Raw genomic sequence first — 24,575 nt, forward strand, 5'->3', positions numbered from 1 at the left:
TATGCAGGCGCGGTTCTCGTCGGCGCGACCCGCTCAGCGGTCGAAGAGCTGCTGGCCCACCCACGTGGAGAGGCAGAACGGGTGGCCTGCCGGGTCGGCGTAGACGCGACAGTGGTCGTTCGGCTGGACCTCGAGGAGCCGGGCCCCGGCTGCCGTCGCCCGCGCGCCGCTCTCGGCGAGGTCGTCGACGAAGAAGTCGAGGTGCAGCTGCATCGGCGCGGACCCGCCCGGCCAGGTCGGCGGCTCGAAGTCCTCGACCTGCTGGAACGCGATGAGCGCGCCACCGGTGCTGACGGCGGCCCAGTGCGACGTGCCCTTGGCGACCCCGCCGGTGAGCTCCGCGTAGAAGTGCGCGAGCGCCAGGGCGTCGGGAGCGTTGACCGTGGTCCCGTCGAAGCGGATCGTCCCGGACATCAGCGCTCCGGGCTCTCGTAGGCGGGGGTCAGGGCCGTCCAGCGCTCCTGCCACGCGGGCGCGGCTGCCTCCGACGACCAGCCGCTCTCGTGGGCCGGGCCTCCGGTGGCGAGTGACCGCGCGAGGTCCTCGAGGTGCACCTGCCAGCCTGCCCCGTAGAAGTGAAGCTGGCCGACCGGCAGGCCGCGCTCCTCGACGACGAGTCGGGTCTGGTCACCTTCGGCCGTGAGCCAGGCCTCGATCTGGCTCTCGTCGTCGGTGCCCGGCTCGGTCGTGAGCAGCAGGTGGTGGGGCGCGTCGCAGACCTCGACCGTCGCCGGTCCGGTCCACGTGCTCGTGAAGATGGCGTGCACCGTCCCACCCACTCGCAGGTCCCCGGAGACCTCGGCGATCCACCGGGCCAGCCGATCGGGGTTCGTGCACGCCTCCCAGAGGTCGTCGATGTCCGTGTCGTAGACGTCTTCCACGCGGACCGCGCCGCGGGTGTCGTCGAGGGCGCGCATCGTGCCGATGATCTTCACTTCCGTGCCTTCTTTCCTCGTGCGATCTCCGTGTGCAGGGCATCGAGCCGGTTCTGCCACAGGGTGCGGTAGCCGTCCAGCCACTCGTCGACCTCGACGAGCGGCTCCGGGCGCAGGCTGTAGATCCTGCGCTGCGCCTCCTGGCGCACGTCGACGAGCCCGGCCTCGCGGAGCACCCGCAGGTGCCGGGACACGCCCGGTCGGGCGATCGGCAGGGCGTCGGCGAGCTCACCGGCGGTCGCCGGGTGGTCGCGCAGGATCTCCAGCACCGTGCGTCGGCTCGGGTCGCTCAAGGCTTGCAGCACCGCGTCCATGCCATGAATGTACCCAATCAGTTATGTACCCGCAAGGGTAATAAACCCGAGAGCCACGCTCCGTGGTAGGAACGAGGCGTGCCGATCCTGCCCGCCCAGCGTGATCCGCGGTTCATCACGATCCGACGCGGAGGCACGCTGACGGACGAGCACCACCGGCTCCTGGCCGAGTGGGCCCTCGTGTGCGCCACGCACGTGCTGCCACTCTTCGAGTCCGCGCTCCCGGACGACACCCGTCCGCAGGATGCCATGGAGGTCGCTCGCGCGTGGATCAGGGGCGAGGCGCCGATGCGTGATGCGCACCGGGCAGCCTTCCAGGCCAACGCTGCCGGCCGCGGCAAGGACGACTCCGTGAAGTTCGCGGCACTGTCGGTGGGGCAGGCGGTCGCGGTGGCCCACGTCGCCGCGCACGAGCTGGGCGCTGCGGCATACGCCATCCGAGCGGTCAGCGCGGCGGCGCCGGGCGGGGAGGCCGAGCGCGCCCGGCTGGCCGAACGTGACTGGCAGCGTGAGCAGCTGCCCGCCGACATCCGTGACCTCGTGCTCGACGACCAGCGTCGCCGTAGCGCCATCTGCTGGCACGTCTTCGACGACTGAGTCGCCTGTCGTCAGCCGCCGAAGTCCTGCGTCCAGTAGTAGCGGTAGGGCCCGCCGACCGCCGAGCCGACCCCGATGGCCGTGTAGCGGCAGTTGAGGATGTTGGCCTTGTGTCCCGGGCTCTTCATCCACGCGTCCATGACGGCCTGGGGCGTCGGGTAGCCGGCCGCGATGTTCTCGCCGATGATCGATCCCGTGTAGCCCTGGGCCCGGATGCGCTGCGCGAAGGTGCGTCCGTCGAGGCTCGTGTGGGAGAAGTAGCGGCGCTTCGCCATGTCGATCGAGTGCGCCTGGGCCGCTCGCGAGAGCCGCGCGTCGAGCACGAGGGCGCGGCACCCGACCTTGGCCCGCTGCACGTTGACGAGCTGGATGACCTGGTTCTGGACGCTCACCGTCGCCGCCTCGGCCGGCTGCGACGAGCCGATCGCCGGCGTGACCGCGAGCGCGGCCGCAGCCGCGACGACGAGGCCGACGCGGGTGCGGGTGGGAGTGCTGGCGGGGTGCATGGGTCCTCCGAGGTGACTGCGGGCGTATGCCGTCCAGCCACGGTACGGAGGACAGCGGCCGCTTGTCGACAAAACGGACAAACCAACCACCCGCAGACGCGTCAGCCGTGGCGCGCCCGGTGGTCCGCTCGCCAGTCGGTGTACGCGGTGACCTCCTCGACGGCGTCCCAGGCCGCCTTGAACACCTGGGCCGCCGCGGCCTTCTCCGGGTCCTCCGGTCCTCGCGGCAGCTCGCTCCGACCGTGGGCGCCGCTCCCACGCCGGCTGTCGGGGACCGGCCCGTCGTACTTGCGGCCTCCCGGGTGGTTCGCGTAGCGGCGAGCCCGGGTGTAGCCCATCTGGAGGAACTTGCGCGCCATGTCGGCGCCGACGAGATCACCGGCCGCGACGTACTCGTCGAAGCGGGAGCGGATCGCCGCAGCGCTCTCGCGGGCCACCTCGGCGGTGCGGAACCGCCACAGCGGCAGCAGCTCGTCCTTGTAGGGCTGCACACGCAGCACGCCCTGCTCGCCGCGGCCGACGCGGTAGTTCTCGGGATGCGCGCGCAGGTCGAGCGACTCGAGGTCGAGTCCGGCATACGGGTCCGGCGTCACGCGCCCATTCTGTCGCGGGTCGGAGCGATGGCGCGATCGTCGCCGCCCAGGCCGTCGCCGTGCTCGTCGTCGTCGCGTCGACGACGGGCTGAGCCGCGCGCCGTCGGAGCCATCGTCACCACCCGTGGCTAGCGTCGACGTCATGACCTTCGACGTGCGACCCGCCACCCTCGCGCGGTTCGACGACGTCGCGACGATGCTCGCGCCGAAGAACCCGTCCTCGACCGTGTGCTGGTGCTTGAGCCACCGTCTCGACTCGAGGACGAGCAGGGGACTCGTCGGCCCCGAGCGTGGCGAGTTCGTCCGTGAGCTGACGCGTCGCCCGGTCGCCCCCGGCGTGCTCGCCTACGACGGCGACGAGGTCGTCGGCTGGGCCGCGCTGGCGCCGCGCTCCGAGCTGCCCTTCGCCCGCTCGGCGAAGATCCCGCACGTCGACGACGTCGCCGTGTGGTCGATCTGGTGCATCCGGGTCCGCGCCGGCCACCGCGGCCGCGGCATCTCCCTGCCGCTCCTCGAGGGCGCCGTCGACTACGCACGCGACCGTGGCGCCCCGGCCGTCGAGGGATACCCCGTCGACAACCGCGGGAAGAAAGTCGACCTCACGATGGCGTACGTCGGCACACGGGCCCTCTTCGAGCGGGCGGGCTTCGCCAAGGCAGCCGAGACGACCTCCGTCTCCGGCGGCTTCCCCCGCGTCGTCATGCGCCGGTCGCTGTCCTAGGGTCGCGGCATGACGGTCGTTGGTGCTGACGGGCTCGCCCGCCCCACGTGGGCCTCCGTGGACCCTCTGCTCATGGACTACTACGACACCGAGTGGGGGGTGCCGATCCGCGATGAGCGAGGCCTCTACGAGCGGATCTGCCTCGAGGGCTTCCAGGCCGGCTTGTCGTGGGCGACGATCCTGCGCAAGCGCCCGAACTTCCGGGCGGCCTTCGCCGACTTCGACCCCGACGTCGTGGCGACCTACACGGAGGCCGATGTCGAGCGGCTGCTCGGCGATGCCGGCATCATCCGCCATCGCGGCAAGATCCAGGCGACGATCACCAACGCCCGTGCCACGATCGCGCTGCGCGACGAGGGCGGTCTCGTCGACTTCGTCTGGGGCTTCCAGCCGGCCGACACCCCGCGCCCGAAGGACCATTCCGAGGTGCCGACCGTCTCCGACGAGAGCAAGGCGCTCTCCAAAGCCTTGCGCAAGAAGGGTTTCGCCTTCGTCGGCCCCACGACGATGTATGCGTTGATGGAGGCCGTCGGCATCGTCGACACCCACCTCATGGGCAGCCACCGGCGGGGCAGCTCGGGCGTCTGGCCCGCCTAGCCCTCAGCGAAGGATCGCCGTGGCCGCGTTGTGGCCGGGGATCGCGCTGACCCCGCCTCCGCGCCGGGCCCCCGCACCGCCTAGCAGCACGTTGTCGTATGCCGTCTCGACGCCCCACGTGCCCACCTCGGAGTCCCGCTCGGCCCAGGGCCACTGCAGCGAGCGGTGGAAGATGTTGCCGCCGGGCAGGCCCACCGACTGCTCGAGGTCGACCGGGCTCTTGACCTCGATGCAGGGGTTGCCGTTGCCGTCGCGGGCGAGCACCGACTCGATCGGCTCGCCGAGCACCGAGTCGAGCGAGCGCAGGGTCGCGGCGAGGGCCTCCTTCGTCGCGGTCTCGTTGTCGGCGCGGAAGAGGCGGGCTGGCAGGTGCAGGCCGAAGAGGGTCAGCGTCTGCGCATCCGTCGCGGCGAGCTCCGCGCCGAGGATCGAGCGGTCCGAGAGGGTGTGGCAGTAGATCTCGCACGGCGGCAGGTCCGGGATGCGCCCGTCGCGCGCGGCGGCATACGTCCGCTCGAGCTGGCCGTAGCCCTCGTTGATGTGGAAGGTGCCGGCGAAGGCTGCGGCCGGGTCGACGGCCGCGTCGCGGAGGCGGGGGAGGCGCGTCAGCAGCATGTTGACCTTGAGCTGCGCGCCCTCGACGTCGGGCTCGGTGTCGACCGGTGCCGCACCCGCAGCCGCGAGGAGGCGGTTGAGGACGGTGGGCGCGCAACCGGCCACGAGGGTGCCACCGACGGCGCTGCCACTGCCGGCGCTCCCGCCGGACCAGGCGACCTCGCCCGTCGAGGGGTCGACGGACGTGACCTCGGCGCCGGTGATGATCGTCGCGCCGGCCGAGACCGCTGCTGCCGCAAGGGAGTCCGTGAGTGCTCCCATGCCGCCGACGGGGACGTCCCAGTCACCGGTGCCGCCACCGATGAGGTGGTAGAGGAAGCAGACGTTCTGACGCAGGTCGGCCTCGCCGAGCGAGGCGAAGGTGCCGATGAGGGCGTCGGTGGCGATGATGCCGCGGAGGGTGTCATCGTCGGTGACCGACTCGATGAGCTCGCCGATGGGACGCGTCGTGAGGGCGTCGAAGAGGTCGGCGTCGCCGGAGAGCGCACGCACCTCGTCACGCGAGCGCAGCGGTTCGAGGACCGTCGGGAAGACGCGCGCCGCGACGTCGGCCATCCGGCCGTAGAAGTCGCTCCACCCGGCGTACGCGTGGTCCCCGCCGGTGAGCGCGCGGAAGGCGGCGCGCGTCGCCTCCTCGTCACCGTGGTCGACGAGGAGGCCGCGGTCGGGATCCGACGGGACCGGCGTGTACGACGAGAACCGCCTCCGGATGAGCCGCAGGTCGAGGTCGAGGTCGGTGAGCACCTGACGCGGCAGCAACGAGACGAGGTAGGAGTAGCGCGACAGCCGCGCGTCGACCCCCTCGAAGGCCCGGGCGGACACGGCAGCGCCGCCCACCTGGTCCGATCGCTCGAGGAGGAGGACGGTCCTTCCCGCGCGGGCCAGGTAGGCGGCGGCCGTGAGGCCGTTGTGACCGGCCCCGATGATGATGTCGTCGTAGCGCACCCGGTCAGACTAGGTGCCGTGCCCGGGCGACGCCCGACGACCTCACCACTGCTTCACCGCTGAGCCGCGGACCTCCTCGCGGCGTCCTGACGGGCCGAGTAGAGCCGGTCGGCGGCGTCGATGCTCGCGCGGCTGTTCAGGTCGACCCCGGCGCGGGCCGCGGCGGCGCGGGCCGCGGGCGTCGTGAGGTCGGGAGCGACGAAGCGCTCAGGGGTGATCGTGCGGTCGACGGCCGCATACCGCCTCGCGTCCCGGGCCAGGGAGTCGGCGGATGCCGTGGCCTTGGCCTCGGCCTGCGACGCCGACAGCTTGAGGGCGAGCCCGAAGGCGGGCTTCGTGACGACGGCGTAGCCGTCCCGGTGACCGGCGACGTTGGGGTGGTAGCTCTCGCCGACCGGGTTGGACAGGCCGTTGAGCCACTCGACGCTGTCGCACACGGCGTGCCCGACGAACTTCGAGGTCGGGTTGACGAAGGTGAACCCGGCGTTGGCCGCGGCGCTGGCCGTCCTGGAGTTGAGCAGGTCGGCCGTCGCGTTGAGGCGCGACTCCTCGGTGGGTGAGAACCACGTGAAGGCGTTGCAGTCCTCGCCGTTGAAGATGCGCGGGTAGCCGACGACGATGACGCGGGCGTTCGGGGCCTTGGCGCGGATCGAGGAGTAGAGCGTCGCGAGGCGCCCCGGGATGGTGTTGTTGATGGTGCCCTGGGCCGTGTCGATGGCGCCGTTGCAGTTGCTGAGCCAGCTCGGCTGCGCGCACGTCGTCAGGACGCTCGCGAAGCCGGCGTCGTTGCCGCCGACCGAGATGGTGACGTATGCCGTCGTGCTCGACAGTGCGGACAGCTGGGTGTTCGTCACGTCGGCGACCGTCGCGCCGGAGCACGCGCGGAACGTCAGTGCCAGCCCGAGGGCCGAGGCGTCGAGCGACGGGTAGGCGTAGACGGATCGCTGGCACGACGTGCCGTCGCTGATGTACGTCCGGGTCCCGGTGCCCGAGGAGTAGGAGTCGCCGAGGGCGACGTAGCCCGTGCCCGCGGCGACGGCCGGGGCGCCGAGGGCGAGGGCGGCTCCGGCTCCGACGAGGGCGGAGAGACCGGCCCCGAGGGCACGCCGGCGGGTGGATGACATGACGGACCTGCTCTTCACGACACACTCCTTTGTGGGTGGAAGGCTTGCTGACGCCGAGCACTGCAACCTGCCGGGGCGCCGGCCGCCGGCCACGCTGTGCCCTGCGTCACACGTCCCGCTACCGGACAGTAGGGGTACCGTGCCCGACCCGCGAGCCGAACGGCAGCCGGACGCTCCGGCTCGTCAGGACGGCGCCTCGCGACGGTCCCCGAGAAGGCTGCCGAGCCATTGCGCGTGGGGGTCGACGTCGACGAGCAGGGCCTTGACGAGCAGCGTCAGCGGGATGGCGAGCACGGCGCCGATGCCGCCGAGCAGCACGGACCAGACGACGAGCGACAGGACGGTCACGACCGTCGAGAGGCCCACCTCGTCGCCGACGATCTTCGGCTGGATGACCGACTGGATGATGAGGTTGATGACGCTGTAGACCACGACGACGAGGGCGAACAGGCTCCACCCGCCCTCGAGCAGCGCGAGGATCGCCGGTGGCACGAGACCGATGACGAAGCCGATGTTGGGGATGTAGTTCGTGATGAAGGCGAGCAGGCCCCAGAGGAGCGCGCCCGGCACCCCGACGAGCCACAGGAACATGGTGTCGAAGACGGCGACGATGGCCCCGAACACCGTTGCCACCACGAGGTATCGGCGGGTGCCGTGCGTGAAGGACGTCATCGCCGACACGAACGCAGGGCGCTCGGTGCGGAGGGTCGTGAGGGTCTCGGAGAAGCCCCGGGCGTCCATCGCGGAGAAGAGCACGAGCGCGAGGACGAAGACGAGGTTCGTCACGAGCGACAGGATGTCCGAGAGCAGCGACGTGATGAGCGCGCTGACGCGCCCGAGGTCGAAGGACGAGGCGATCGCCTGCGTCTGCTCGGGCTTGACCCCGCGAGCGGCGAGCCAGTCGGTCACGTCGGCGACGAGGGCCGCGAGGTCGTCGGCGTACTGGGGCAGGAGGCCCGCGAGCTCGGCGCCGGACACGACGACGAGCAGGGCGAGCCCCACGATGCCGACGTAGATCGCGAGGACGACCGCGAGCGTGCCCAGCCAGTGGGGCAGCCCGCGCCTGACCATGGCGTTGCGCACCGGGAAGGCCGCGATGGTCAGGACGAGGGCGAGGAAGAGCGGCCCGAGGATGCCCGAGACGAGGTGGATGCCGAAGGCGACGACGAAGCCGGCCGCGAGCGCCACGAGGATGAGCACCCCACGCGGCATCGCGGGAACCGCTCGCATCGCCGGAGCGATCCCGGACGGCGCCTCGGGGACCGGAGCCTCGGGGACCGGAGCCTCGGGGTCGCCCGCCCTCGGCACGTCCGTTCCGCTCATGCCTGTCATGTCACCACCGGGGCGCACGGCGGGCGTCACCCCGTCGGGGTGATGCCCCCGGCGCGGGCACCCCGGAGCATGAAGGCGAGCGGTGCCGGTCGCGACTCCGCCACGAACCGGGAGGAGTCCCATGTCGACTGCGACGACAGGGCCGATCGGGCCAGTGGACCTGGCGGTCATCGGCTTCCGCGGAGAGCTGCGGCAGGACGGCATACGCGACGCGGTGGCGCGAGCCGTCGACAAGGGCGCGGTCCGGGTGCTCGACGTGCTCCTCGTCCGCAAGGACGACGACGGCAGCGTGCGGATGTTCGACGCCGAGTCGCCCGAGGGCGCCGAGGAGCTGCTCGGCTTCCCGACGGTCATGCCCGATCTCGTCGGTGAGGAGGACGCGCTGGCGATCGCGGCCGAGATGGACCCGGGCACGACGGTGCTCGTCATCGCCTGGGAGAACGCGTGGGCCGCCGACATCGCGGCCGAGGTGCGCGAGCTGGACGGGCGGCTGCTCGTCCTGGAACGCCTGCCGCGTGAGGACATCGAGCTGGCGCTCAGCGCCATCGCGTCGAACGAGGAGGGGTCATGAGGGGACGCAGGGGCCGGCCCGGTCTGCTGGGTGTGGCGGCCCGTACGGCTGTCGTGGCCGGCACCGCCACCGCGGTGAGCGGCAAGGTGCAGCAGGGCCAGCAGGCCAAGGCACAGCAGGCCGCGGACGCCGAGGCCTTCCGACAGCAGCAGGCCCAGGCGACCGCTGCCCAGACGGCCCCGCCGCCCCCGCCGCCCCCGCCGGTCGCGTCCGCAACGGACGACATGCTGAGCTCGCTCGAGCGCCTGGCGGCCCTGCACGCGCAGGGCATCCTGACCGACGAGGAGCTGGCGCAGCAGAAGGCCCGCATCCTGGGCTGAGTCCGACGACACAGCGCGCGCCGGACCGGTCATGGCGCGCCCGCGGTCGTGCTTCGGCCTAGGCTGAACGCGTACTCGTGTCGGACGAGGTGACCGACGGTGTCCGACGAGACCGTGACGCAGGAGGATGACCGTGGGCTTCCCGGAGAACGTGCTCGCCAAGGGAGAGAAGGTCGAGCGCGACCTGCACCCGCACTGGCTCACCGTCGTCGTGCCCACGATCTTCGGCCTGCTGCTGGCCGCGGCCTGCATCACCGTCGCCCGAGCCACCCCCGACGACGACACGGGCAACCGGATCCAGTGGATCGCCGTGGCGGTGTTCGTCCTCGTCGCCGTCCCGGCGGTCTTCGTGCCCTACCTGCGCTGGCGCACGACCCACTACGTCATCACCTCGCACCGCGTCATGGTGCGCCGAGGCATCCTGACGAAGAACGGCAAGGACATCACGCTCTCGAAGATCACCGACGTCAGCTTCCAGCAGACGGTGATGGACCGGATCATCGGCGCGGGCTCGCTCCACATCGAGTCCGCCGGCGACAGCCCCGACGAGAACCTCACGAACATCCCGCGCAGCAACGAGGTCCAGCAGCTCATCAACCGCCTCATCGACGAGGACGACCTGCGGCGGCGCACCCACGGCCGCGGCACGGTCGACACCCCCGGCTCGGACCCGGCCTTCGCGGCCGGCGACGACGGCTACAGCGAGGACACGACGGCGATCCCACGCCAGCGGCCCGAGCGGCCCGAGCTCGCGGAGGAGCGTCGCCGCCCGCGCGACCTCGGTGACGGCAGCGACCAGTCGCTCTGAGCCCGTCGCCGTCCCCTGCCGCACGGCAGGCGCGTGTGGCATCGTCGGGTCATGACCTCCACTGTCGACGAAGCCGGTGTGACCGCGACCTACCGGGCGGCCCGGGACGAGCTGCTCGCCCTGCGTGGTGACCACGCCCGTGCCGTCCGCGAGTTCACCTTCCCCGACGTGGGAGACCGCTGGAACTGGGGCGTCGACTGGTTCGACGCCGTCGCCCGGGGCAACGACGGCGCCTGCCTGACGATCGTCGAGCAGGACGAGTCGTCTGCGTCGTACTCCTGGGACGAGATGGCCCGCCGCTCCGACCAGGTGGCCGCGCACCTCGCCACCCTCGGTGTGCGCCGCGGTGACTCGGTCATCCTCATGCTCGGCAACCAGGTCGAGCTGTGGGAGTCGATGCTCGCCGTCATCAAGCTCGGCGCCGTCGTCATGCCGACGACGACCGCCGTCGGCCCGGGCGACCTCGTCGACCGGATGGAGCGCGGCGCCGCCCGAGCCGTCATCACCAACGCGTCCGAGGTGCACAAGCTCGACGACGTGCCGGGCGACTACGTCCGCGTCGCCGTCGGTGGGGCCGACCCAGCCGGGACCGCCACGGCCGGCTGGGAACGCCACGAGGCGGCATACGACCTCGAGATCCCGCCCACCGAGCACCCGGGCACGGCGCCCGACGACCGGATGCTCCTCTACTTCACGTCGGGCACGACGAGCCGTCCCAAGCTCGTCGAGCACACCCAGCGCTCCTACCCCGTCGGGCACCTGTCGACGATGTACTGGATCGGGCTGCAGCCCGGCGACGTGCACCTCAACATCAGCAGCCCGGGATGGGCCAAGCACGCGTGGTCGTCGTTCTTCGCACCGTGGGCGGCCGAGGCGACGGCGTTCGTCTACAACTACAGCCGGTTCGACCCGGCTGCCCTGCTGCGGGTCCTGCGCACGCACGAGGTCACCTCGATCTGCGCGCCGCCGACGGTGTGGCGGATGCTCATCAAGAGCGACCTGTCGGGCGGCCCGGGGTCGCTGCGCGAGGTCATCGGTGCCGGCGAGCCGCTCAACCCCGAGGTCATCGCGCAGGTCGAGAAGGCGTGGGGCCTGACGATCCGCGACGGCTACGGCCAGACCGAGATGACGGCTGCCGTGGGCAACACCCCCGGCTCCACCGTCAAGCCCGGCTCGATGGGTCGGCCGCTCCCCGGCTGCCCGGTCGTCGTCGTCGACCCGATCACGAACGTCCTCGTCACCGAGGCCGACGCGGCCGGCAACCGTGAGGGCGAGATCTGCCTCGACCTGTCGCAGCACCCCGTCCCGCTCATGACCGGCTACCAGGGTGACGAGCAGCGCAACGCCGACGCCATGGCGGGCGGTTTCTACCACACGGGCGACGTCGCCTCGGTCGACGCCGACGGCTACATCTCCTTCGTCGGACGCACCGACGACGTCTTCAAGGCGAGCGACTACAAGATCAGCCCGTTCGAGGTCGAGTCGGTGCTCATCGAGCACCCGGCCGTCGCCGAGGCCGCCGTCGTGCCGGCGCCCGACCCCGTGCGCCTCGCCGTGCCCAAGGCGTACATCGCCCTCGCCCCCGGCCACGAGCCAGGCGAGGCCGTCGCGCGCTCGATCCTCGCCCACGCCCGCGAGAAGCTCGCGCCGTGGCAGCGGGTCCGGCGGATCGAGTTCTTCGAGCTGCCCAAGACGATCTCGGGCAAGATCCGCCGGGTCGAGCTGCGTGGCCGCGAGACCGACCTCGAGGCGGCCGGCGCCGACCAGCCCGACAACGAGTGGCGCGACGACCAGTTCCCCGACCTCAAGGGGTGACGGACAGCCCGGACGGTGCGGCAGGGGTCGTCGTGCCCGACGGGGTCGGGTCGTCCGAGGCGAGCGGCAGCGACCGCACCGTCGTCTCGTCGATGCGGCTGCAGATGCGCTTGGCCGGGTCCGGCTGGTCCTGACCGGGCTGCTGGACGGTCGGTGCGGCGGGCCGGTAGGGGTCGATGCGGGCGCCGCTGATGACCTGCACGCTGTCGTAGGCGGGGCGGCCCTCGAGGAGGTTACGGAAGGAGTAGCGGGTCAGCGAGGTCAGCTCGCACGACGTGCCGAACTGCGCGATGTCGAAGGAGTACGGCTGCCCGTCGAGCTCCTGCCCCGGGCCCTCGGAGTAGTGCGAGACGACCCCGCCACCGGTGAAGGTGCCGACCTGGATCCGGTTGCCCTCGATCGCGGGGGTGTGCATGTGCCCGTTGATGAGCAGGCGTCCCCGCTCGACCTGCTCGGCGGCATACGGCTCGTGCGTCACGACGACGTCGGGCTCGGGCTGACCGGCGACGGCCGCGTTGTAGCGGTCGGCCGCGGGCTTGGCCTTGGCCGTCGGGTCGGCGTTGTCGTCGCCGAAGTAGCGCGGGTCGTTGAAGCCGGTGATGCGCAGCCCGTGGAAGGTCAGCTCCCGCAGCGACCCGGCGGCGTCCTCGAGGAGCACGACGTTGGGGATGCGCGCGAGGCGGGCGACGACGGCACGGTCGCTCGCCGACGACTGGTCGTGGTTGCCGCTCGTGAAGATGTAAGGGACGCCGAGCGACTGGATGGACCGGTAGAGGCCCGCCGCGTCGCCCTCCTGGACGCGCCCGAAGTTGACGAGGTCGCCGCTGTCGATGACGGCGTCGATGTCCTCCTCCGCGATGATCGTGCGCATCAGGGCGTACTGGTTCGCGCCGTGGATGTCGGAGACGAGCAGCAAGCGCGCCGAGACGGGCTCGTTGACGTTGCCGGCGACGTACTTCTGCTGGAGCGCCTGCGTCACCGCGAGGAGGTTGCGGAAGTAGGGCGTCACCTGGGTGGCGCGCGCCTCGACGTCGGCGAGCAGGCCGGCGTTGCGCTGGACGACGCCGAGGACGCCGCTCGTGCGGTACTCCGCGAAGCGGCTCGGCTGGTAGGTCAGGGCGATGCCGCCGAAGGTCACGGCCGTCGCCACGACCATCGCCGACGCGACGAAGAGGACGTGGTGGCGACGGGTGGTGCGCTGCCGGATGTAGTGCGAGGCCAGGGCGAGGAGCACCGCGATCGCCGTCGCGCCGAGGACGAAGCGGATGCCGACGCCGACCGCCGCCTGGGCGATCGCCGACGAGATCTCGTCGGGCGAGGGTTGAAGCGCCTTGATGTCGACGTCGGGCCGGGTGAAGAGGTTGGTGATCTCCTCGCGCACCGCGACCTGCACGTCGAGGCCGGGCGCGACGATGGGAGAGGCGAACTGGACGTCGACGTCACCGACGATCGTCGGCGCGTGGAGCACGGGGGAGTGGCGCGGCACCGGGTCGAGCCGCAGGACGGCGCGGTACTGCGACGTCTCGGCGACGGTCGGCGCGAGGTTGGTCGCGGCCACGCCGCCGAGGTAGCAGGCCGCGAGCACCGCGAGCCACTTGAGCACGTGCGAGGCCCGGCGCAGCCAGGGGCTGTCACCGGTCAGCAGGTCGCCCACCTGTCGCATCGCCTCACCCTAACCGGACCGGGACGTGTCACCCGGAGGGCACCGCCCGTTCACGTGCGGGTGGTGCGATGGGGTGGTCAGCGCATCGCAGCGAGGGGGAGTCATGGGGTCGACTCGTCGCAAGGCCGTCGTCGTCACGGCGCTCATGGCGTATGCCGTCCTGCTCGCCGTCGGGCCACGTGTCCTCGGCGGGTCGGCCGGGGTCGTCATCCTCGTGGCGAGCTTCGTCGTGGGCTTCGCCTGGCTCGTGCTGCTCGTCGCTCCGTGGGCGGCACGAGGGGCGGCGCGCGGCCGCGACCGTAGTCTGAGGCCGTGAGCCTCGAGCACCGACCGAACCGGATCATCCTCGTGCGGCACGGCGAGTCCGAGGGGAACCTCGACGACACGATCTACGAGCGGGTCCCCGACCACCGGATCGGCCTGACTCCCAGGGGTTTCGAGCAGGCACGCCAGACGGGCGCCGCCATCCGCGACCTGCTCGACGGGGAGTCGGTCGAGGCCTACGTCTCGCCCTACGTCCGCACGCGGCAGACCCTCGATGCGCTCGGACTGCCGGTCGCCGAGCGGGACGTGCGGGTGGAGCCGCGCCTGCGGGAGCAGGACTGGGCCAACTTCCAGGACCCCGTCGACATCGCGGAGCAGAAGGCCGAGCGGGACCTCTACGGCCACTTCTTCTACCGCTTCAGCCACGGCGAGTCCGGGTCGGACGTCTACGACCGGGTGTCGACGTTCCTCGAGTCGATGCACCGCAACTTCGAGACGCCGGCCGCGCCGCGCAACGTCGTCATCGTGACGCACGGCCTGACGATGCGCCTCTTCTGCATGCGGTGGTTCCACTGGAGCGTCGACTACTTCGAGTCGCTCGACAACCCGGAGAACGCCCAGCCGGTGGTGCTGCTGCGCCAGAAGGACTTCCGCTACAGGCTCGAGTCGCCGTTCACGCAGTGGAACACCGACGTCGTGCCGACCGAGCGCGAGCGCTCGAGCTGGCTCTAGCCCCGTCAACCCGCCACGTGGCGGGTTGACGCGGTCCCTCAGCCCTCGGCACCGCAGCAACCCGCCATGTGGCGGACTGTCGTGTGGTGCGGCGCCCGACGTCAGAGGTACTGGCCGGTGGGCCCGGGCTCGCCGGGGTGGGGCTCACCGGGCTGCATGCCCGGGGGCGTGCCGTAGGTGCTGCCGGGGCCGGGCGGCAGGGCGCGCATCTGCTGGAGCTGCTGCTGCGCCGCCATCTGCTGCGCGACCAGCGCGGTCTGGATGCCGTGGAAGAGCCCCTCGAGCCAGCCGACGAGCTGGGCCTGGGCGATGCGCAGCTCGGCATCGCTGGGCGAGTCGTCGCGGAACGGCAGCGCGATCCGGTCGAGCTCGGCGACGAGCTCGGGAGCGAGACCGTCCTTGAGCTCCTCGATGGAGCGGTGGTGCACGTCGGCGAGGCGACGGCGCCCGGCCTCGTCGAGGGGCGCGTTGCGCACCTCCTCGAGCAGCTGCTTGATCATCGACCCGATGCGCATCACCTTGGCCGGCTCCTCGACGAGGTCGGCCGGGTTGGTGCGCTCCCGCTCGCGCCGCTCCTCGCGTCCCTCCGGGTGGGCGTCCTGTCCGTCGGGGCGGTCCTCGCCCTGGGCGTCCGCGACGCCCATGCCGTCGGGCGTGACGACGACGATGCGCGGCTCGTCGCGCGGGGAGTCGGTGTCGGTGCCCTGGCCCTGTCGGCTCGCGTCGTCGCTCATGCGCACCATCCTGCCTCACCCCGCCGGTCCCAGGGGTCGGGGCCCGTGCGTCCCCCGTCAGGTCGCACGGGCCCCGAGATCATGGGGTATGCCGCGTGGTGGAGTCACGTGGTCACGTGGCGTCACGTCGCCTCAGGTGGCTCGGCGCACCACCACCGGGGCTCGGCGGATCGAGACCCACGCGAGCGCAGCCGCCACCATGGGCACGAGCAGCACCGGCGCCAGGATCTGCACCCAGGGGATGCTGATGATGACGCTGTCGTAGCTGACCTCCGGGCCGGCGTACGAGGCGGTCAGGATCCGTGAGGCTGCGACTCCCGGTGCGAGGCCGACGAGGACGCCGAAGACCGACCCCACGAGCGCGAGGTAGCCGGCCTGTGACGCGCCGAGGGCACGGCGAGTCGTTCGCGTGGCTCCGACGGCCGCGAGGGTTCCCAGCATCGGTGCCGCCTCGGCCTGTCCCAACGCCGTGGCGATGAGCGTCGCCACGAGGATGATGAGCGCGATGACCGCGATGACGATCCCGATGATGAGGGCATCGTGACGCTGGTAGCCCCGCTCGACGGTGACGGTGGACCCCGGGAAGCGGGACAGCACGCTGTCGCGCAGTCCGGACTCCTGCGAGTCGGTGAGCGCGGCGTCGGCCCGGACGAGCAGGCGTTCCGCCTCGCTCGACAGGCCGAGACGCTCGGCGGCCGCGGTCGGGAGGAAGGCTCCCGGCCCTCCGTAGCCGGCAACGACGGCCCGCACCCACTGCTCGTGGGTCAGGGTCATGGTCGGCAGGCGCACCACCGAGTGGGGGATGTCGTCGAGCTTCGGCAGCCCGTCCGTGCCGTACCGAACCGTGTAGCGATGCCACGCGCTGGTGCCGTCGGTCACGGGAACGGCGAGCGGACGGAGGTCCTCCACCGACGTGCCGGAGGTCGTGACGGCGTGGCTCGGCGGCAGCAGCGCGGCCTCCTTCGGGTCGAGCAGAGCCACCGCGCCCCGAGCGAAAGTGGCCCGCTGCGCTGGGTCGAGGCCCACGAAGTCGGCGAACTCGTCCTCGTCGACGACGAGCAGGGTCGCCCCGGGTACCACCGCGTCGGCAGAGACGGTCGCGCATGGAGGCAACGTGTCGCCGTCGATGGTCAGGCCGCCGGAGTAGACGAGGTCGGGGGCCGTCTCGGCGAAGGAGCATCCGGGCCGGACTGCGGCCAGACGCACCGAGGTTCCGTCCAGCGAGTCCGTGAGACGCCTGGGGGCGAGCGTCCTGAGCGACGGGTCGGCGGCGTGCACCGCCAGCGCGACGTCGGAGACGGCGGACGGACCGGGGCCGGGGTAGATGATCGCCTGCCCCTCGACGATCTCGGGGCTGTAGGTCCGGGCCCCGCGCTCGGTGTCGGCCTGCAGCCCGATGCAGACCGTCGTGAGCACGGCGGCGCCGCCCATGATGGCGGCCACGGTCGGAGTGGCCCTGCCGCGCAGGCGCCCGGCCTCCCGAGCGGCCATGCGGGTAGGCAGGGGGAGCCGGTGCCCGAACCTGGCGACGCCGGCGAGGACCAGGGGCACGAGGAGGATCGCGCCGACGGCGATGAGCAGGACGCCGCCGACGAAGACGTAGAAGTAGGCGTCAGCCGAGCGGTAGGAGGCGTAGGACACCGCCCCCACCCCGAGGGCGGCGACGAGCACGCCGGTGGCCGGGACGCGGCGGCGCAGGGGTGGCGACACGTGCTGTCCCTTGAGGACGGCGGTGATGTCGAGTCGACCGAGACCGCGGCTGGGCACGAGGGCGGCCACGACCGAGCTGACCACGCCGGCGAGGGTGACGATGGCGACGGACCCCCACGAGATCTCGGAGGGCGCGAAGAAGTGATCCGGCGAGAGGGTGTGGACCCCGCGGACGGCGACGAGGCCGACCGCCAGGCCGAGGGCCGCGCCCACCACCGCTGCCAGCACCCCGAGGACGAGGCCCTGGGCGAGGACGGTCCGGCGCAGCTGTCCGAGGGTTGCCCCGTTGGAGGCGGCCAGTGCCAGCGAGTGGCGCTGCCTGGCGGCGCTCACCGCGAAGGCCGGTCCCGCCAGCAACGTCGTGAGCAGGAGCAGACCGGTCGAGGCGGCCAGCACGAGGAACAACGTGCTGTTGCTGTTCGGCATGGACGCGTCGGCGGGGATGACCACGGTCTCGGGGTGCTCCACCACATGGCGGGAGAATGCACCGACCCCGTACGTGTTGAGACGCTCGATCTCGGGCCACGTGATCGGCGTCGCCCGGTCGACGAGCCACTGTCGTTCGGCCGAGCCGCTCGGCAGGCGGACGAGCTCGACCGGGTGCACGTCGTCGGCTCCGTAGGTCCCGAAGCCCGTGCCGACGCCCACGATGGTGACGGGGCGCTCGGCCGACATGCCGGTGTCCGTGGCGACCTGGAGGTGGATCGTGCCGGAGCGGGGAAGCCCCGAGGCCAAGCCGAGATCGGTGACGACGACCTCGTCAGCCGCGGTGGGCCACCGGCCGCTCTCGAGGGTCGCTCGCGGCGCAAGCACCGACTCGGCTCCGCGAGGGTCGATCCCGAGCACCGCGGCACTCGTGTGGCGTGTGCCGACGCGCGCGGTGCCGTTCTCGAGGGTGACCGGGTGGAGCTGCGCACCCAGCAGGCGGGAGAGCGCCTCGCCCTCGGCGCCCGGCGCGTAGCCGGGGACGGGGCGCGCCTTGGCCTCGGGGGCGGCGTTGCCGTACGAGCTCCGCGGATCGACGAGCTGGTGGATCGCGAAGTCCATCGGGTCGATGAGGTAACCCTGCGTCTGGCCGAGCTGGAACGGGAGGCGCTCGGCCGCGTCGACGTCCTCGCTGAACCACAGGGTGCTGCCGGCTGTGAGGAGCAGGACGGGGAGGCCGACCATGATGACGATGAGCAGGCTGCGGCCACGGTGGCGGCGGACGTCGCGGCGAGCCATCCGCAGCGACACGCGCCACCCCGCCCGCCACTGCGCGAGGCGCGGTGTCGTCGCCTCGGAGCTCGGGGCCGCCACCTCAGCGGGCCTCTGCGAGAAGGGAGTCCGCCGTCGGGGCCGCGCCCGTCTCGTCGACGATGACCCCGTCGCGCAGGAAGACGACCCGGTCGGCCCACGCCGCGTGCCGGGCCTCGTGGGTCACGATCAGACCCGCCGCCCCGGCGTCGCAGCGCTGCCGCAGGAGCTTGAGCACGCCCTCGCCCGTGTGGGAGTCGAGCGCTCCGGTCGGCTCGTCGGCCAGCACGAGCGTGCGCTCGCCGACGAGGGCTCGCGCGATGGCGACCCGCTGCTGCTGACCCCCGGACATCTGGTCGGGGAAGCGGTCGGCGAGCTCACGCAGCTGCAGCCGGTCGAGGGCGTCGAGGGCTTGCGAGCGGGCCCGGCGCACCGACCACCCGTCGAGCTCGAGCGGGAGGCCGATGTTCTCGGCGGCGGTCAGGCTCGGGATGAGGTTGAGGTCCTGGAAGACGAAGCCGATCGACCGGCGGCGCAGCGCGGCGAGGCCCTTGGCATCGAGGGACGTCACGTCGACGCCCTCGACGACCACCCTGCCCGACGTCGCGCGGTCGAGACCGCCGGCGAGGTTGAGCAGGCTCGACTTGCCCGACCCCGACGGACCCATGACGGCGACGAGCTCACCCCGGGCGACGGTGAGGGACGCGTGGCTCAGGGCGACGACCTCGGTCTCGGCCTCGCCGTGCACGCGCGAGACGTGGTCGAGGACGAGGACCGGTGTCGGGTCGGTGCTCATGCGCTCGCCCCCTTCGCGAGGGCGGCGGGTGACCCGGCCACGTCGTCGACCGTGGGCGCGCGACGGACCGCGGCTGCCGGCATACGGCTCAGGGTGGACTCGACGTGGTCGAGCCAGCGGACCTCCGCCTCGGCGGCGAAGAGGAGGTTCTCGAGGACGAGCTGCCAGGCGAGGTCGTGCGCGTCGGGCTCGTCGCTCGCCCGGCTCTTGAGCCGGGTCAGGTCGCGCAGGTGCTTCAGCGTGGCCGTGCGCTGCGTCTGGACGACACGCGGGACGTCGACACCGGGCGCGGTGACGGCGAGGGCGAGCTTGATCACGAGCTCGTCGCGGGGCGTCGAGTCGCGGTCGACCGGGGTGAGCCACCACGCGTCGATCTCGGTGCGACCGGCGTCGGTGAGTCGGTAGGCGATGCGCCCCTCGTCGTCGCTGCCGCCGACCGGCTCGACGAGGCCGTCGCGCTCGAGCCGGGCGAGGGTCGTGTAGACCTGACCGACGTTGAGCGGCCACGTGCCGCCGGTGCGTGCCTCGAACTCGCTGCGCAGCCGGGCGCCGTACATCGGCTCCTCGGCGAGCAGTGCGAGCAACCCCTGCTTGACGGACATCGACAGGCCCCCTGCATACTCGGTATTGTCTCAGGTGAGGACATGTATACCGAGTATGCATGGGGATGGCAAGCGGTGACGCGCGGTCAGTGCGCGCCGGCCGAGGCGAACCACGGGTGGTGGAGGTCGTGGTAGCTGACGTCGCTCATCAGCGCCATCATCTGCTCCATCTCCGCCTGGGCCTCGGGCGGCGGGCTCTTCTGCTCGCCCTCGCGCGCGGCGTCCTCGGTGCGGAAGGCCATCGTCTGGGTGAAGAAGCCGTCGGCGTCGATCGCGATCGTGCCGCCGATGATGTCGGGCCGGGCCTCGTGGAGCATGTCCATCGGCCCCTCCATCATGTGACGGAAGCGCTCCGGGTCACTGAGTCGGCCCTGGATGACCTGGACGAAGCCGGCGTCGTCGCTGCCGCCGTCGAGCATCATCGTCACGTCGTCGCAGTCGTGGAAGCTGACCTCACCGTCGAAGAGCCGGGCCGTCTCCTCCCACCACGCACCCTGCTCGGGCCGGGCGGAGTTGGCCTCGGCCGAGGCCCGCGAGTCGAAGCGGACGACCCCGACGAACTCGCCGTCGTCCGTGATCCCGTACGTCCCCCCGAGCCAGCCGGACGCGCCGGGCTCGAGCTGCTCGCTCCACCGGTCCATCTGCCGGTGGAGGGCGTCGGCGTCAGTGCACCGACCCTGGATGACCTGGATGAACACCGTGAACCTCCCGTTGCGATCGGGGGCCGCTCCGAGCCGAAGTGGCCCATCGATCGACGGTACGCCGGTCGTGTCGGACGCGTCAGTGGACGAGTCCGACACGACCGGATTCACGTGGTGAGGAGGATCTTGCCGATGTGGCCCGAGGCCTCCATCTCGCGGTGCGCCTCGGCGGCGTGCTCGAGCGGGTGGCGCGAGTGGATGACGGGGCGCACCGCGCCGGCCTCGATGAGCGGCCAGACGTGCTCGCGCACGGCGGCGACGATGGCGGCCTTCTCCGTCGCGGGGCGGGCCCGCAGCGACGTGGCGATGACGGCGGCGCGCTTGGCCAGCAGCAGGCCCATGTCGAGCTCGCCCTTGCGGCCGCCCATGAGGCCGATCGTCACGAGGCGTCCGCTGATGGCGAGGGCCTCGACGTTGCGGGAGAGGTACTTCGCGCCCATGTTGTCGAGGATGACGTCGGCACCGTGACCCTTCGTCAGCTCGCGGACGCGCTCGACGAAGTCCTCCTCGCGGTAGTTGACCAGGAACTCGGCACCGAGGTCGCGGCACACGTCGAGCTTGGCCTGGCTGCCCGCCGTGACGGCGACGTGCGCGCCGACCGCCTTGGCGAGCTGGATGGCCATGGTGCCGATGCCGGAGCTGCCGCCGTGGACGAGGAGCACCTGGCCCGGCTGGATGTTGGCGACGAGGAAGACGTTGGACCAGACGGTGCACGTCACCTCGGGCAGTCCGGCGGCGTCGACGAGCGAGACGCCGCGCGGCACCGGCAGCAGCTGCTCGGCCGGCGCCACGACACGCTCGGCGTAGCCGCCTCCGTCGATGAGGGCGCACACCTCGTCGCCGACCTGCCAGTCCTGTACGCCCTCGCCGAGCGCCGCCACGGTGCCGCTCACCTCGAGGCCCGGGTACTCCGAGGCGCCCGCCGGCGGAGGGTAGTGACCGAGGCGCTGCATGACGTCGGCGCGGTTGACGCCCGCTGCGGCGACGTCGATGAGCACGTGGCCGGCCGCCACCTCGGGGTCAGGCACCTCGTCGAGGACGAGGTGGTCGGCGTCTCCGGGCTCGGGGATCGTGATGGCGCGCATGAGGCCGAGCCTATTGACCTGCGGTCCGAGCACGCACGAGCGCCCCGCCGGGCGTCGCCGGGTCCGGCGTGACGTGCCACACGCGCCCGGCGCCCGACACCGCGCCGTCCGACCGCAGGAGCGTCCCCTCGTCGAGCGCGACTCCGCTCGGGGCCAGCCCCGCGGCCACCGCGGCGACGAGTCGCGAGACGTTGCCCCACTGGGCGGCGTGCACGTCGACGGCTCCCGGCACGAGGCCGATGCCTCCGACCACGGCGACGTCGTCGAGGTCCTCGTTGCTGTCCTCCGGGCAGACCGGCCGCCCGTCGAGGAGCCAGCCGCCGATGACGGCGTGGGAGCCGGCGATGGCCGCACCCGCGGAGAACCCGGCATACGGCATCCCTGCGGACACCAGCGCGCGGATCCGGTGGTAGCTGCCCGCGAGTGACGCGTGGTACTCCGGCGTGGGGCCGCCGCCGACGAAGAGGCCGTCGACCCCGTCGAGGACCGCCGGGTCCAGCGGCGTGCCCTCGGCCACCCGCTCGACGACGAGGTCGTGGCCACCCACGAGACCGAGCGTGTGGACGTACTTCTCGTGGTACTCGAGCGACTCGGGATCCGTGCCCATGACGACGAGCAGGATGCGCGGGGTGTTGACGGCGCGGCGCGCGGCGGCCTCGACGAAGGGTCCGTAGAGCGTGGGGGCGAGGGTGTCGTCCCAGCCGCCGCCGATGAGGTGGACGTCCATGTCGGCACCCTAGGAGACCCCGGTGCCCGGTGGGGGCTCAGCGGCGACCGGTCGGGCTGGGACTGAGACGGCGGGCGATGTCGTCGGCGGCGAGACGGGCCCGGGCCACGAGCTCGGCGACGTGCTCCGTGCTCGCGTCGGGTGTCCGCAGCGTCAGGGCGATCGCGGCGAGCGGCCGGCCGGCGCGGTCGAGCACGGGCACGGCCACCGAAGACAGGTCGGCCGTCACGGTCCCCTCCTCGCGGGCGTAGCCGTCAGTGCGCGTGCGGGTGAGCACGCTCCGCAGCTCGCCGAGCGACCGCGGCCCTCCACCGCTGCGTTGCACGAAGGACGCCCGGTCGGGATAGAGCGCCCGCACCTGCGTCGCGGGGAGGGCGGACAGCATGGCGAGACCGCTGGCCGTGAGGTGGGCGGGCAGGCGCACGCCGACGTCGGTGACGAGCATCGGCTGACCCGGGGCGCGTTCCTCGAGGAGGTAGATGACGTCGCGTCCGTCGAGCGTGGCGAAGTGCGCGTTGCGGCCGCACTGGTCGACGAGCCGGCGCATGGCCGCCCGCGCGACCCGGGCGAGGGGCGCCTGCCGCTGGTAGGCGGACCCGAGCTCGTACGCCGCCTGGCCGAGCCCGAAGCGCCGCTCCTCCACGTAGTGGGTGACGTAGCCGCGGCTGTGCAGCACCTTGAGCAGGTGGTAGACCGAGCTCCGGGGCAGGCCGAGGTCGCGGGCGATGGATGCCGCGGGCACGGGTTCGGCGTGGCGGGAGAGGTGCTCGAGGACGTCGAGGGCGTTGGCGGCGGCCGGGGCGTTGGACATGTGGGCCACCTCCGGTCCGCGATCGAGCACGTCTCGCATCCGAGACAATTGTCCCCCCTCGGGGCCCGCCGCGCCAGCCGTTCGGCGGTTCGATGGGTCCATGAACGCAGCACCTGCCACCGCCGCCCACTCGGTGACCGGCGCCGGCACCGTCACGGTCGGCACCGGTCCGCTCTCCCTCGACGACGTCGTCGCCGTCGCCCGCCACGACGCCCGGGTCGAGCTGTCCGCCGACGCCGAGGCCGAGATCGCCCGCAGCCGCACCGTCATCGAGGACCTCGCGAACGACACCGTCGCCCACTACGGCGTCTCGACCGGCTTCGGCGCGCTCGCGACCCGTCACATCCCGACGGCGCTGCGCGCCCAGCTGCAGCGCTCGCTCGTGCGCTCGCACGCCGCCGGCGCCGGGCCCGAGGTCGAGCGCGAGGTCGTGCGCGCCCTCATGCTGCTGCGCCTGTCGACCCTCGCGACGGGCCGCACCGGCGTCCGCCTCGAGACCGCGAGGACGTATGCCGCCCTGCTCAGTGCCGGCATCACGCCCGTCGTGCACGAGTACGGTTCGCTCGGCTGCTCCGGCGACCTCGCGCCGCTGTCGCACTGCGCGCTCGCCGCGATGGGCGAGGGGCCGGTGCGCCTCGCCGACGGCACGCTCACCGACGCGGCAACCGCCCTGCGTGACAACGGGATCGAGCCGGTCGTCCTCGCCGAGAAGGAGGGCCTCGCCCTCATCAACGGCACCGACGGCATGCTCGGCATGCTCGTCCTCGCGATCCACGACCTGCGCCACCTGCTCAAGGTCGCCGACGTGTCGGCCGCGATGAGCGTCGAGGGCCTGCTCGGCTCCGACAGCGTCTTCGCGCCCGACCTGCACGCGCTGCGACCCCAGGTGGGTCAGGGCGAGTCGGCTGCGAACATCCTGGCCGTCATGGCGGACTCGCCGATCCGGGACTCGCACCGCACTGAGGAGTGCACCCGCGTGCAGGACGCCTACTCGCTCCGCTGCGCGCCGCAGGTGCACGGCGGCGCCCGTGACACGGTCGAGCACGCCGCCCGCGTCGCCGCGGCCGAGCTGGCCTCGGCCGTCGACAACCCCGTCGTCACCCCCGACGGCCGGGTCGAGTCCAACGGCAACTTCCACGGCGCGCCCGTCGCCTACGTCCTCGACTTCCTCGCCATCGTCGCGGCCGACGTCGCCTCGATGTCCGAGCGCCGGTCCGACCGCTTCCTCGACCAGGCTCGCAACCACGGCCTGCCGCCCTTCCTCGCCGACGACCCCGGCGTCGACTCGGGCCTCATGATCGCGCAGTACACCCAGGCCGCCATGGTCTCGGAGATGAAGCGCCTCGCCGTCCCCGCGTCGGTCGACTCCATCCCGAGCTCGGCCATGCAGGAGGACCACGTGTCGATGGGCTGGTCGGGTGCCCGCAAGCTGCGCCGCTCCGTCGACGCGCTCGGCCGCGTCCTCGCCATCGAGGTGCTGACGGCGGCGCGCGGCATCCAGCTGAGGTCCCCGCTCGAGCCGTCGCCCGCCACCGGTGCGGTCATCGCCGCGCTGTCCGCTCGCACGAACGCGGCCCCGGGGCCCGACCGCTTCCTCGCCCCCGACATCGAGGGCGCCCACCGGGCGGTGACCGACGGGGACGTCCTCGCCGCCGCTGAGTCCGTCACCGGCCCGCTCCGCTGAGCGACCCGGCACACCAACGTTTTTCCACCTCGAAGGA

General features: G+C 72.3%; 27 protein-coding genes. 10 read left to right on the forward strand and 17 right to left on the reverse strand.

Annotated elements, in window-relative coordinates; translation table 11 throughout:
* Positions 1-33 precede the first annotated feature (33 nt).
* From H283_RS0103520 to H283_RS0103530, 3 genes are read right to left on the reverse strand one after another with little or no spacing between them, the layout of a single operon-like run.
* Positions 34-414, reverse strand: a complete 381-nt coding sequence (locus H283_RS0103520) for a VOC family protein (protein WP_020142138.1) — start codon at positions 412-414, stop codon at positions 34-36.
* Positions 414-935 carry an SRPBCC family protein gene (locus H283_RS0103525; RefSeq protein ID WP_020142139.1) on the reverse strand — a complete coding sequence of 174 codons (522 nt, stop codon included), beginning with the start codon at positions 933-935 and terminating at the stop codon, positions 414-416. The genes H283_RS0103520 and H283_RS0103525 overlap by 1 nt, the downstream gene beginning before the upstream one ends.
* Positions 932-1,249: a helix-turn-helix transcriptional regulator gene (locus H283_RS0103530; RefSeq protein ID WP_020142140.1), complete on the reverse strand. Its 318-nt coding sequence runs from the start codon at positions 1,247-1,249 to the stop codon at positions 932-934. Before H283_RS0103530 ends, H283_RS0103525 begins: the two co-directional genes overlap by 4 nt.
* 78 nt (positions 1,250-1,327) lie before the next feature.
* On the opposite strand from H283_RS0103530, the gene H283_RS0103535 reads away from it, so the two are divergent.
* Complete coding sequence (locus tag H283_RS0103535) at positions 1,328-1,846, forward strand: putative immunity protein (RefSeq protein WP_020142141.1); 519 nt, start codon at positions 1,328-1,330, stop codon at positions 1,844-1,846.
* An 11-nt stretch (positions 1,847-1,857) separates the two neighbouring features.
* Here H283_RS0103535 and H283_RS0103540 read toward each other — a convergent pair whose 3' ends face one another.
* On the reverse strand, positions 1,858-2,352 hold the full coding sequence (locus H283_RS0103540) for a CAP domain-containing protein (protein ID WP_020142142.1): 495 nt from the start codon (positions 2,350-2,352) through the stop codon (positions 1,858-1,860).
* Positions 2,353-2,453: 101 nt separating this feature from the next.
* The gene (locus tag H283_RS0103545) at positions 2,454-2,945 is read right to left on the reverse strand and encodes a DUF4385 domain-containing protein (protein ID WP_020142143.1); all 492 of its coding nucleotides are present in this window, start codon (positions 2,943-2,945) and stop codon (positions 2,454-2,456) included.
* A 142-nt stretch (positions 2,946-3,087) separates the two neighbouring features.
* On the opposite strand from H283_RS0103545, the gene H283_RS0103555 reads away from it, so the two are divergent.
* On the forward strand, positions 3,088-3,666 hold the full coding sequence (locus H283_RS0103555) for a GNAT family N-acetyltransferase (RefSeq protein ID WP_020142145.1): 579 nt from the start codon (positions 3,088-3,090) through the stop codon (positions 3,664-3,666).
* Positions 3,667-3,675: 9 nt separating this feature from the next.
* Positions 3,676-4,263: a DNA-3-methyladenine glycosylase I gene (locus H283_RS0103560; RefSeq protein WP_020142146.1), complete on the forward strand. Its 588-nt coding sequence runs from the start codon at positions 3,676-3,678 to the stop codon at positions 4,261-4,263.
* A 3-nt stretch (positions 4,264-4,266) separates the two neighbouring features.
* Here the strand turns inward: H283_RS0103560 and H283_RS0103565 are convergent, their stop codons facing one another.
* From H283_RS0103565 to H283_RS0103575, 3 genes are all read right to left on the reverse strand, one after another.
* Complete coding sequence (locus tag H283_RS0103565) at positions 4,267-5,823, reverse strand: NAD(P)/FAD-dependent oxidoreductase (RefSeq protein ID WP_020142147.1); 1,557 nt, start codon at positions 5,821-5,823, stop codon at positions 4,267-4,269.
* Between the two features lie 53 nt (positions 5,824-5,876).
* A complete protein-coding gene (locus H283_RS0103570) occupies positions 5,877-6,965 on the reverse strand; it encodes an SGNH/GDSL hydrolase family protein (protein WP_020142148.1) in 1,089 nt (362 codons plus the stop codon).
* 165 nt (positions 6,966-7,130) lie between these two features.
* Positions 7,131-8,270: an AI-2E family transporter gene (locus tag H283_RS0103575; protein WP_020142149.1), complete on the reverse strand. Its 1,140-nt coding sequence runs from the start codon at positions 8,268-8,270 to the stop codon at positions 7,131-7,133.
* Positions 8,271-8,400: 130 nt separating this feature from the next.
* Between H283_RS0103575 and H283_RS28020 the strand changes: the two genes are divergently transcribed.
* From H283_RS28020 to H283_RS0103595, 4 genes are all read left to right on the forward strand, one after another.
* Entirely contained in the window at positions 8,401-8,850 is a 450-nt protein-coding gene (locus tag H283_RS28020; RefSeq protein WP_196805898.1) for a DUF6325 family protein, read from the forward strand.
* Entirely contained in the window at positions 8,847-9,170 is a 324-nt protein-coding gene (locus H283_RS0103585; RefSeq protein ID WP_043647934.1) for an SHOCT domain-containing protein, read from the forward strand. Before H283_RS28020 ends, H283_RS0103585 begins: the two co-directional genes overlap by 4 nt.
* A 127-nt stretch (positions 9,171-9,297) precedes the next feature.
* A complete protein-coding gene (locus tag H283_RS23945; RefSeq protein WP_020142152.1) occupies positions 9,298-9,978 on the forward strand; it encodes a PH domain-containing protein in 681 nt (226 codons plus the stop codon).
* 51 nt (positions 9,979-10,029) lie between these two features.
* Positions 10,030-11,793: an AMP-binding protein gene (locus H283_RS0103595; protein WP_020142153.1), complete on the forward strand. Its 1,764-nt coding sequence runs from the start codon at positions 10,030-10,032 to the stop codon at positions 11,791-11,793.
* Here H283_RS0103595 and H283_RS0103600 read toward each other — a convergent pair.
* Positions 11,783-13,456, reverse strand: a complete 1,674-nt coding sequence (locus H283_RS0103600; RefSeq protein WP_156022942.1) for a metallophosphoesterase — start codon at positions 13,454-13,456, stop codon at positions 11,783-11,785. The genes H283_RS0103595 and H283_RS0103600 overlap by 11 nt on opposite strands.
* A 103-nt stretch (positions 13,457-13,559) precedes the next feature.
* On the opposite strand from H283_RS0103600, the gene H283_RS0103605 reads away from it, so the two are divergent.
* Both H283_RS0103605 and H283_RS0103610 read left to right on the forward strand, forming a co-directional pair.
* On the forward strand, positions 13,560-13,772 hold the full coding sequence (locus tag H283_RS0103605) for a hypothetical protein (protein WP_020142155.1): 213 nt from the start codon (positions 13,560-13,562) through the stop codon (positions 13,770-13,772).
* Positions 13,769-14,452, forward strand: coding sequence for a histidine phosphatase family protein (locus tag H283_RS0103610; protein WP_020142156.1), 684 nt, complete (start codon positions 13,769-13,771; stop codon positions 14,450-14,452). The genes H283_RS0103605 and H283_RS0103610 overlap by 4 nt, the downstream gene beginning before the upstream one ends.
* Before the next feature lie 101 nt (positions 14,453-14,553).
* Here the strand turns inward: H283_RS0103610 and H283_RS0103615 are convergent, their stop codons facing one another.
* The 8 genes from H283_RS0103615 to H283_RS0103650 form a co-directional block, all read right to left on the reverse strand.
* On the reverse strand, positions 14,554-15,186 hold the full coding sequence (locus H283_RS0103615; RefSeq protein ID WP_020142157.1) for a proteasome activator: 633 nt from the start codon (positions 15,184-15,186) through the stop codon (positions 14,554-14,556).
* A 132-nt stretch (positions 15,187-15,318) separates the two neighbouring features.
* Positions 15,319-18,195 (reverse strand): ABC transporter permease, encoded by a 2,877-nt coding sequence (locus tag H283_RS0103620; protein ID WP_020142158.1) that lies wholly within the window; start codon positions 18,193-18,195, stop codon positions 15,319-15,321.
* 1 nt (position 18,196) lies between these two features.
* Positions 18,197-18,928 carry an ABC transporter ATP-binding protein gene (locus tag H283_RS0103625; RefSeq protein ID WP_020142159.1) on the reverse strand — a complete coding sequence of 244 codons (732 nt, stop codon included), beginning with the start codon at positions 18,926-18,928 and terminating at the stop codon, positions 18,197-18,199.
* A complete protein-coding gene (locus tag H283_RS0103630; protein ID WP_020142160.1) occupies positions 18,925-19,530 on the reverse strand; it encodes a PadR family transcriptional regulator in 606 nt (201 codons plus the stop codon). Before H283_RS0103630 ends, H283_RS0103625 begins: the two co-directional genes overlap by 4 nt.
* Before the next feature lie 86 nt (positions 19,531-19,616).
* Positions 19,617-20,228, reverse strand: coding sequence for a hypothetical protein (locus H283_RS0103635; protein ID WP_020142161.1), 612 nt, complete (start codon positions 20,226-20,228; stop codon positions 19,617-19,619).
* 110 nt (positions 20,229-20,338) lie between these two features.
* Positions 20,339-21,316: an NAD(P)H-quinone oxidoreductase gene (locus H283_RS0103640; RefSeq protein WP_020142162.1), complete on the reverse strand. Its 978-nt coding sequence runs from the start codon at positions 21,314-21,316 to the stop codon at positions 20,339-20,341.
* A gap of 10 nt (positions 21,317-21,326) precedes the next feature.
* Positions 21,327-22,043, reverse strand: coding sequence for a Type 1 glutamine amidotransferase-like domain-containing protein (locus tag H283_RS0103645; protein WP_020142163.1), 717 nt, complete (start codon positions 22,041-22,043; stop codon positions 21,327-21,329).
* A gap of 37 nt (positions 22,044-22,080) precedes the next feature.
* Positions 22,081-22,854 (reverse strand): IclR family transcriptional regulator, encoded by a 774-nt coding sequence (locus H283_RS0103650; RefSeq protein WP_028785305.1) that lies wholly within the window; start codon positions 22,852-22,854, stop codon positions 22,081-22,083.
* 100 nt (positions 22,855-22,954) lie between these two features.
* On the opposite strand from H283_RS0103650, the gene hutH reads away from it, so the two are divergent.
* Positions 22,955-24,538 (forward strand): histidine ammonia-lyase, encoded by a 1,584-nt coding sequence (hutH, locus tag H283_RS0103655; RefSeq protein ID WP_020142165.1) that lies wholly within the window; start codon positions 22,955-22,957, stop codon positions 24,536-24,538.
* The last annotated feature ends 37 nt before the right edge of the window (positions 24,539-24,575 follow it).

Source organism: Terracoccus sp. 273MFTsu3.1 (genome assembly GCF_000383675.1).
Classification (GTDB): Bacteria; Actinomycetota; Actinomycetes; order Actinomycetales; family Dermatophilaceae; genus Terrabacter.

Coding starts and splice junctions, on each gene's coding strand:
- H283_RS0103520 (WP_020142138.1), bottom strand. CDS start 414: ATGTCCGGGACGATCCGCTTCGACGGGACCACGGTCAACGCTCCCGAC.
- H283_RS0103530 (WP_020142140.1), bottom strand. CDS start 1,249: ATGGACGCGGTGCTGCAAGCCTTGAGCGACCCGAGCCGACGCACGGTG.
- H283_RS0103540 (WP_020142142.1), bottom strand. CDS start 2,352: ATGCACCCCGCCAGCACTCCCACCCGCACCCGCGTCGGCCTCGTCGTC.
- H283_RS0103555 (WP_020142145.1), top strand. CDS start 3,088: ATGACCTTCGACGTGCGACCCGCCACCCTCGCGCGGTTCGACGACGTC.
- H283_RS0103560 (WP_020142146.1), top strand. CDS start 3,676: ATGACGGTCGTTGGTGCTGACGGGCTCGCCCGCCCCACGTGGGCCTCC.
- H283_RS0103575 (WP_020142149.1), bottom strand. CDS start 8,270: ATGAGCGGAACGGACGTGCCGAGGGCGGGCGACCCCGAGGCTCCGGTC.
- H283_RS28020 (WP_196805898.1), top strand. CDS start 8,401: ATGTCGACTGCGACGACAGGGCCGATCGGGCCAGTGGACCTGGCGGTC.
- H283_RS0103585 (WP_043647934.1), top strand. CDS start 8,847: ATGAGGGGACGCAGGGGCCGGCCCGGTCTGCTGGGTGTGGCGGCCCGT.
- H283_RS23945 (WP_020142152.1), top strand. CDS start 9,298: ATGACCGTGGGCTTCCCGGAGAACGTGCTCGCCAAGGGAGAGAAGGTC.
- H283_RS0103595 (WP_020142153.1), top strand. CDS start 10,030: ATGACCTCCACTGTCGACGAAGCCGGTGTGACCGCGACCTACCGGGCG.
- H283_RS0103600 (WP_156022942.1), bottom strand. CDS start 13,456: ATGCGACAGGTGGGCGACCTGCTGACCGGTGACAGCCCCTGGCTGCGC.
- H283_RS0103605 (WP_020142155.1), top strand. CDS start 13,560: ATGGGGTCGACTCGTCGCAAGGCCGTCGTCGTCACGGCGCTCATGGCG.
- H283_RS0103615 (WP_020142157.1), bottom strand. CDS start 15,186: ATGAGCGACGACGCGAGCCGACAGGGCCAGGGCACCGACACCGACTCC.
- H283_RS0103625 (WP_020142159.1), bottom strand. CDS start 18,928: ATGAGCACCGACCCGACACCGGTCCTCGTCCTCGACCACGTCTCGCGC.
- H283_RS0103630 (WP_020142160.1), bottom strand. CDS start 19,530: ATGTCCGTCAAGCAGGGGTTGCTCGCACTGCTCGCCGAGGAGCCGATG.
- H283_RS0103640 (WP_020142162.1), bottom strand. CDS start 21,316: ATGCGCGCCATCACGATCCCCGAGCCCGGAGACGCCGACCACCTCGTC.
- H283_RS0103645 (WP_020142163.1), bottom strand. CDS start 22,043: ATGGACGTCCACCTCATCGGCGGCGGCTGGGACGACACCCTCGCCCCC.
- H283_RS0103650 (WP_028785305.1), bottom strand. CDS start 22,854: ATGTCCAACGCCCCGGCCGCCGCCAACGCCCTCGACGTCCTCGAGCAC.
- hutH (WP_020142165.1), top strand. CDS start 22,955: ATGAACGCAGCACCTGCCACCGCCGCCCACTCGGTGACCGGCGCCGGC.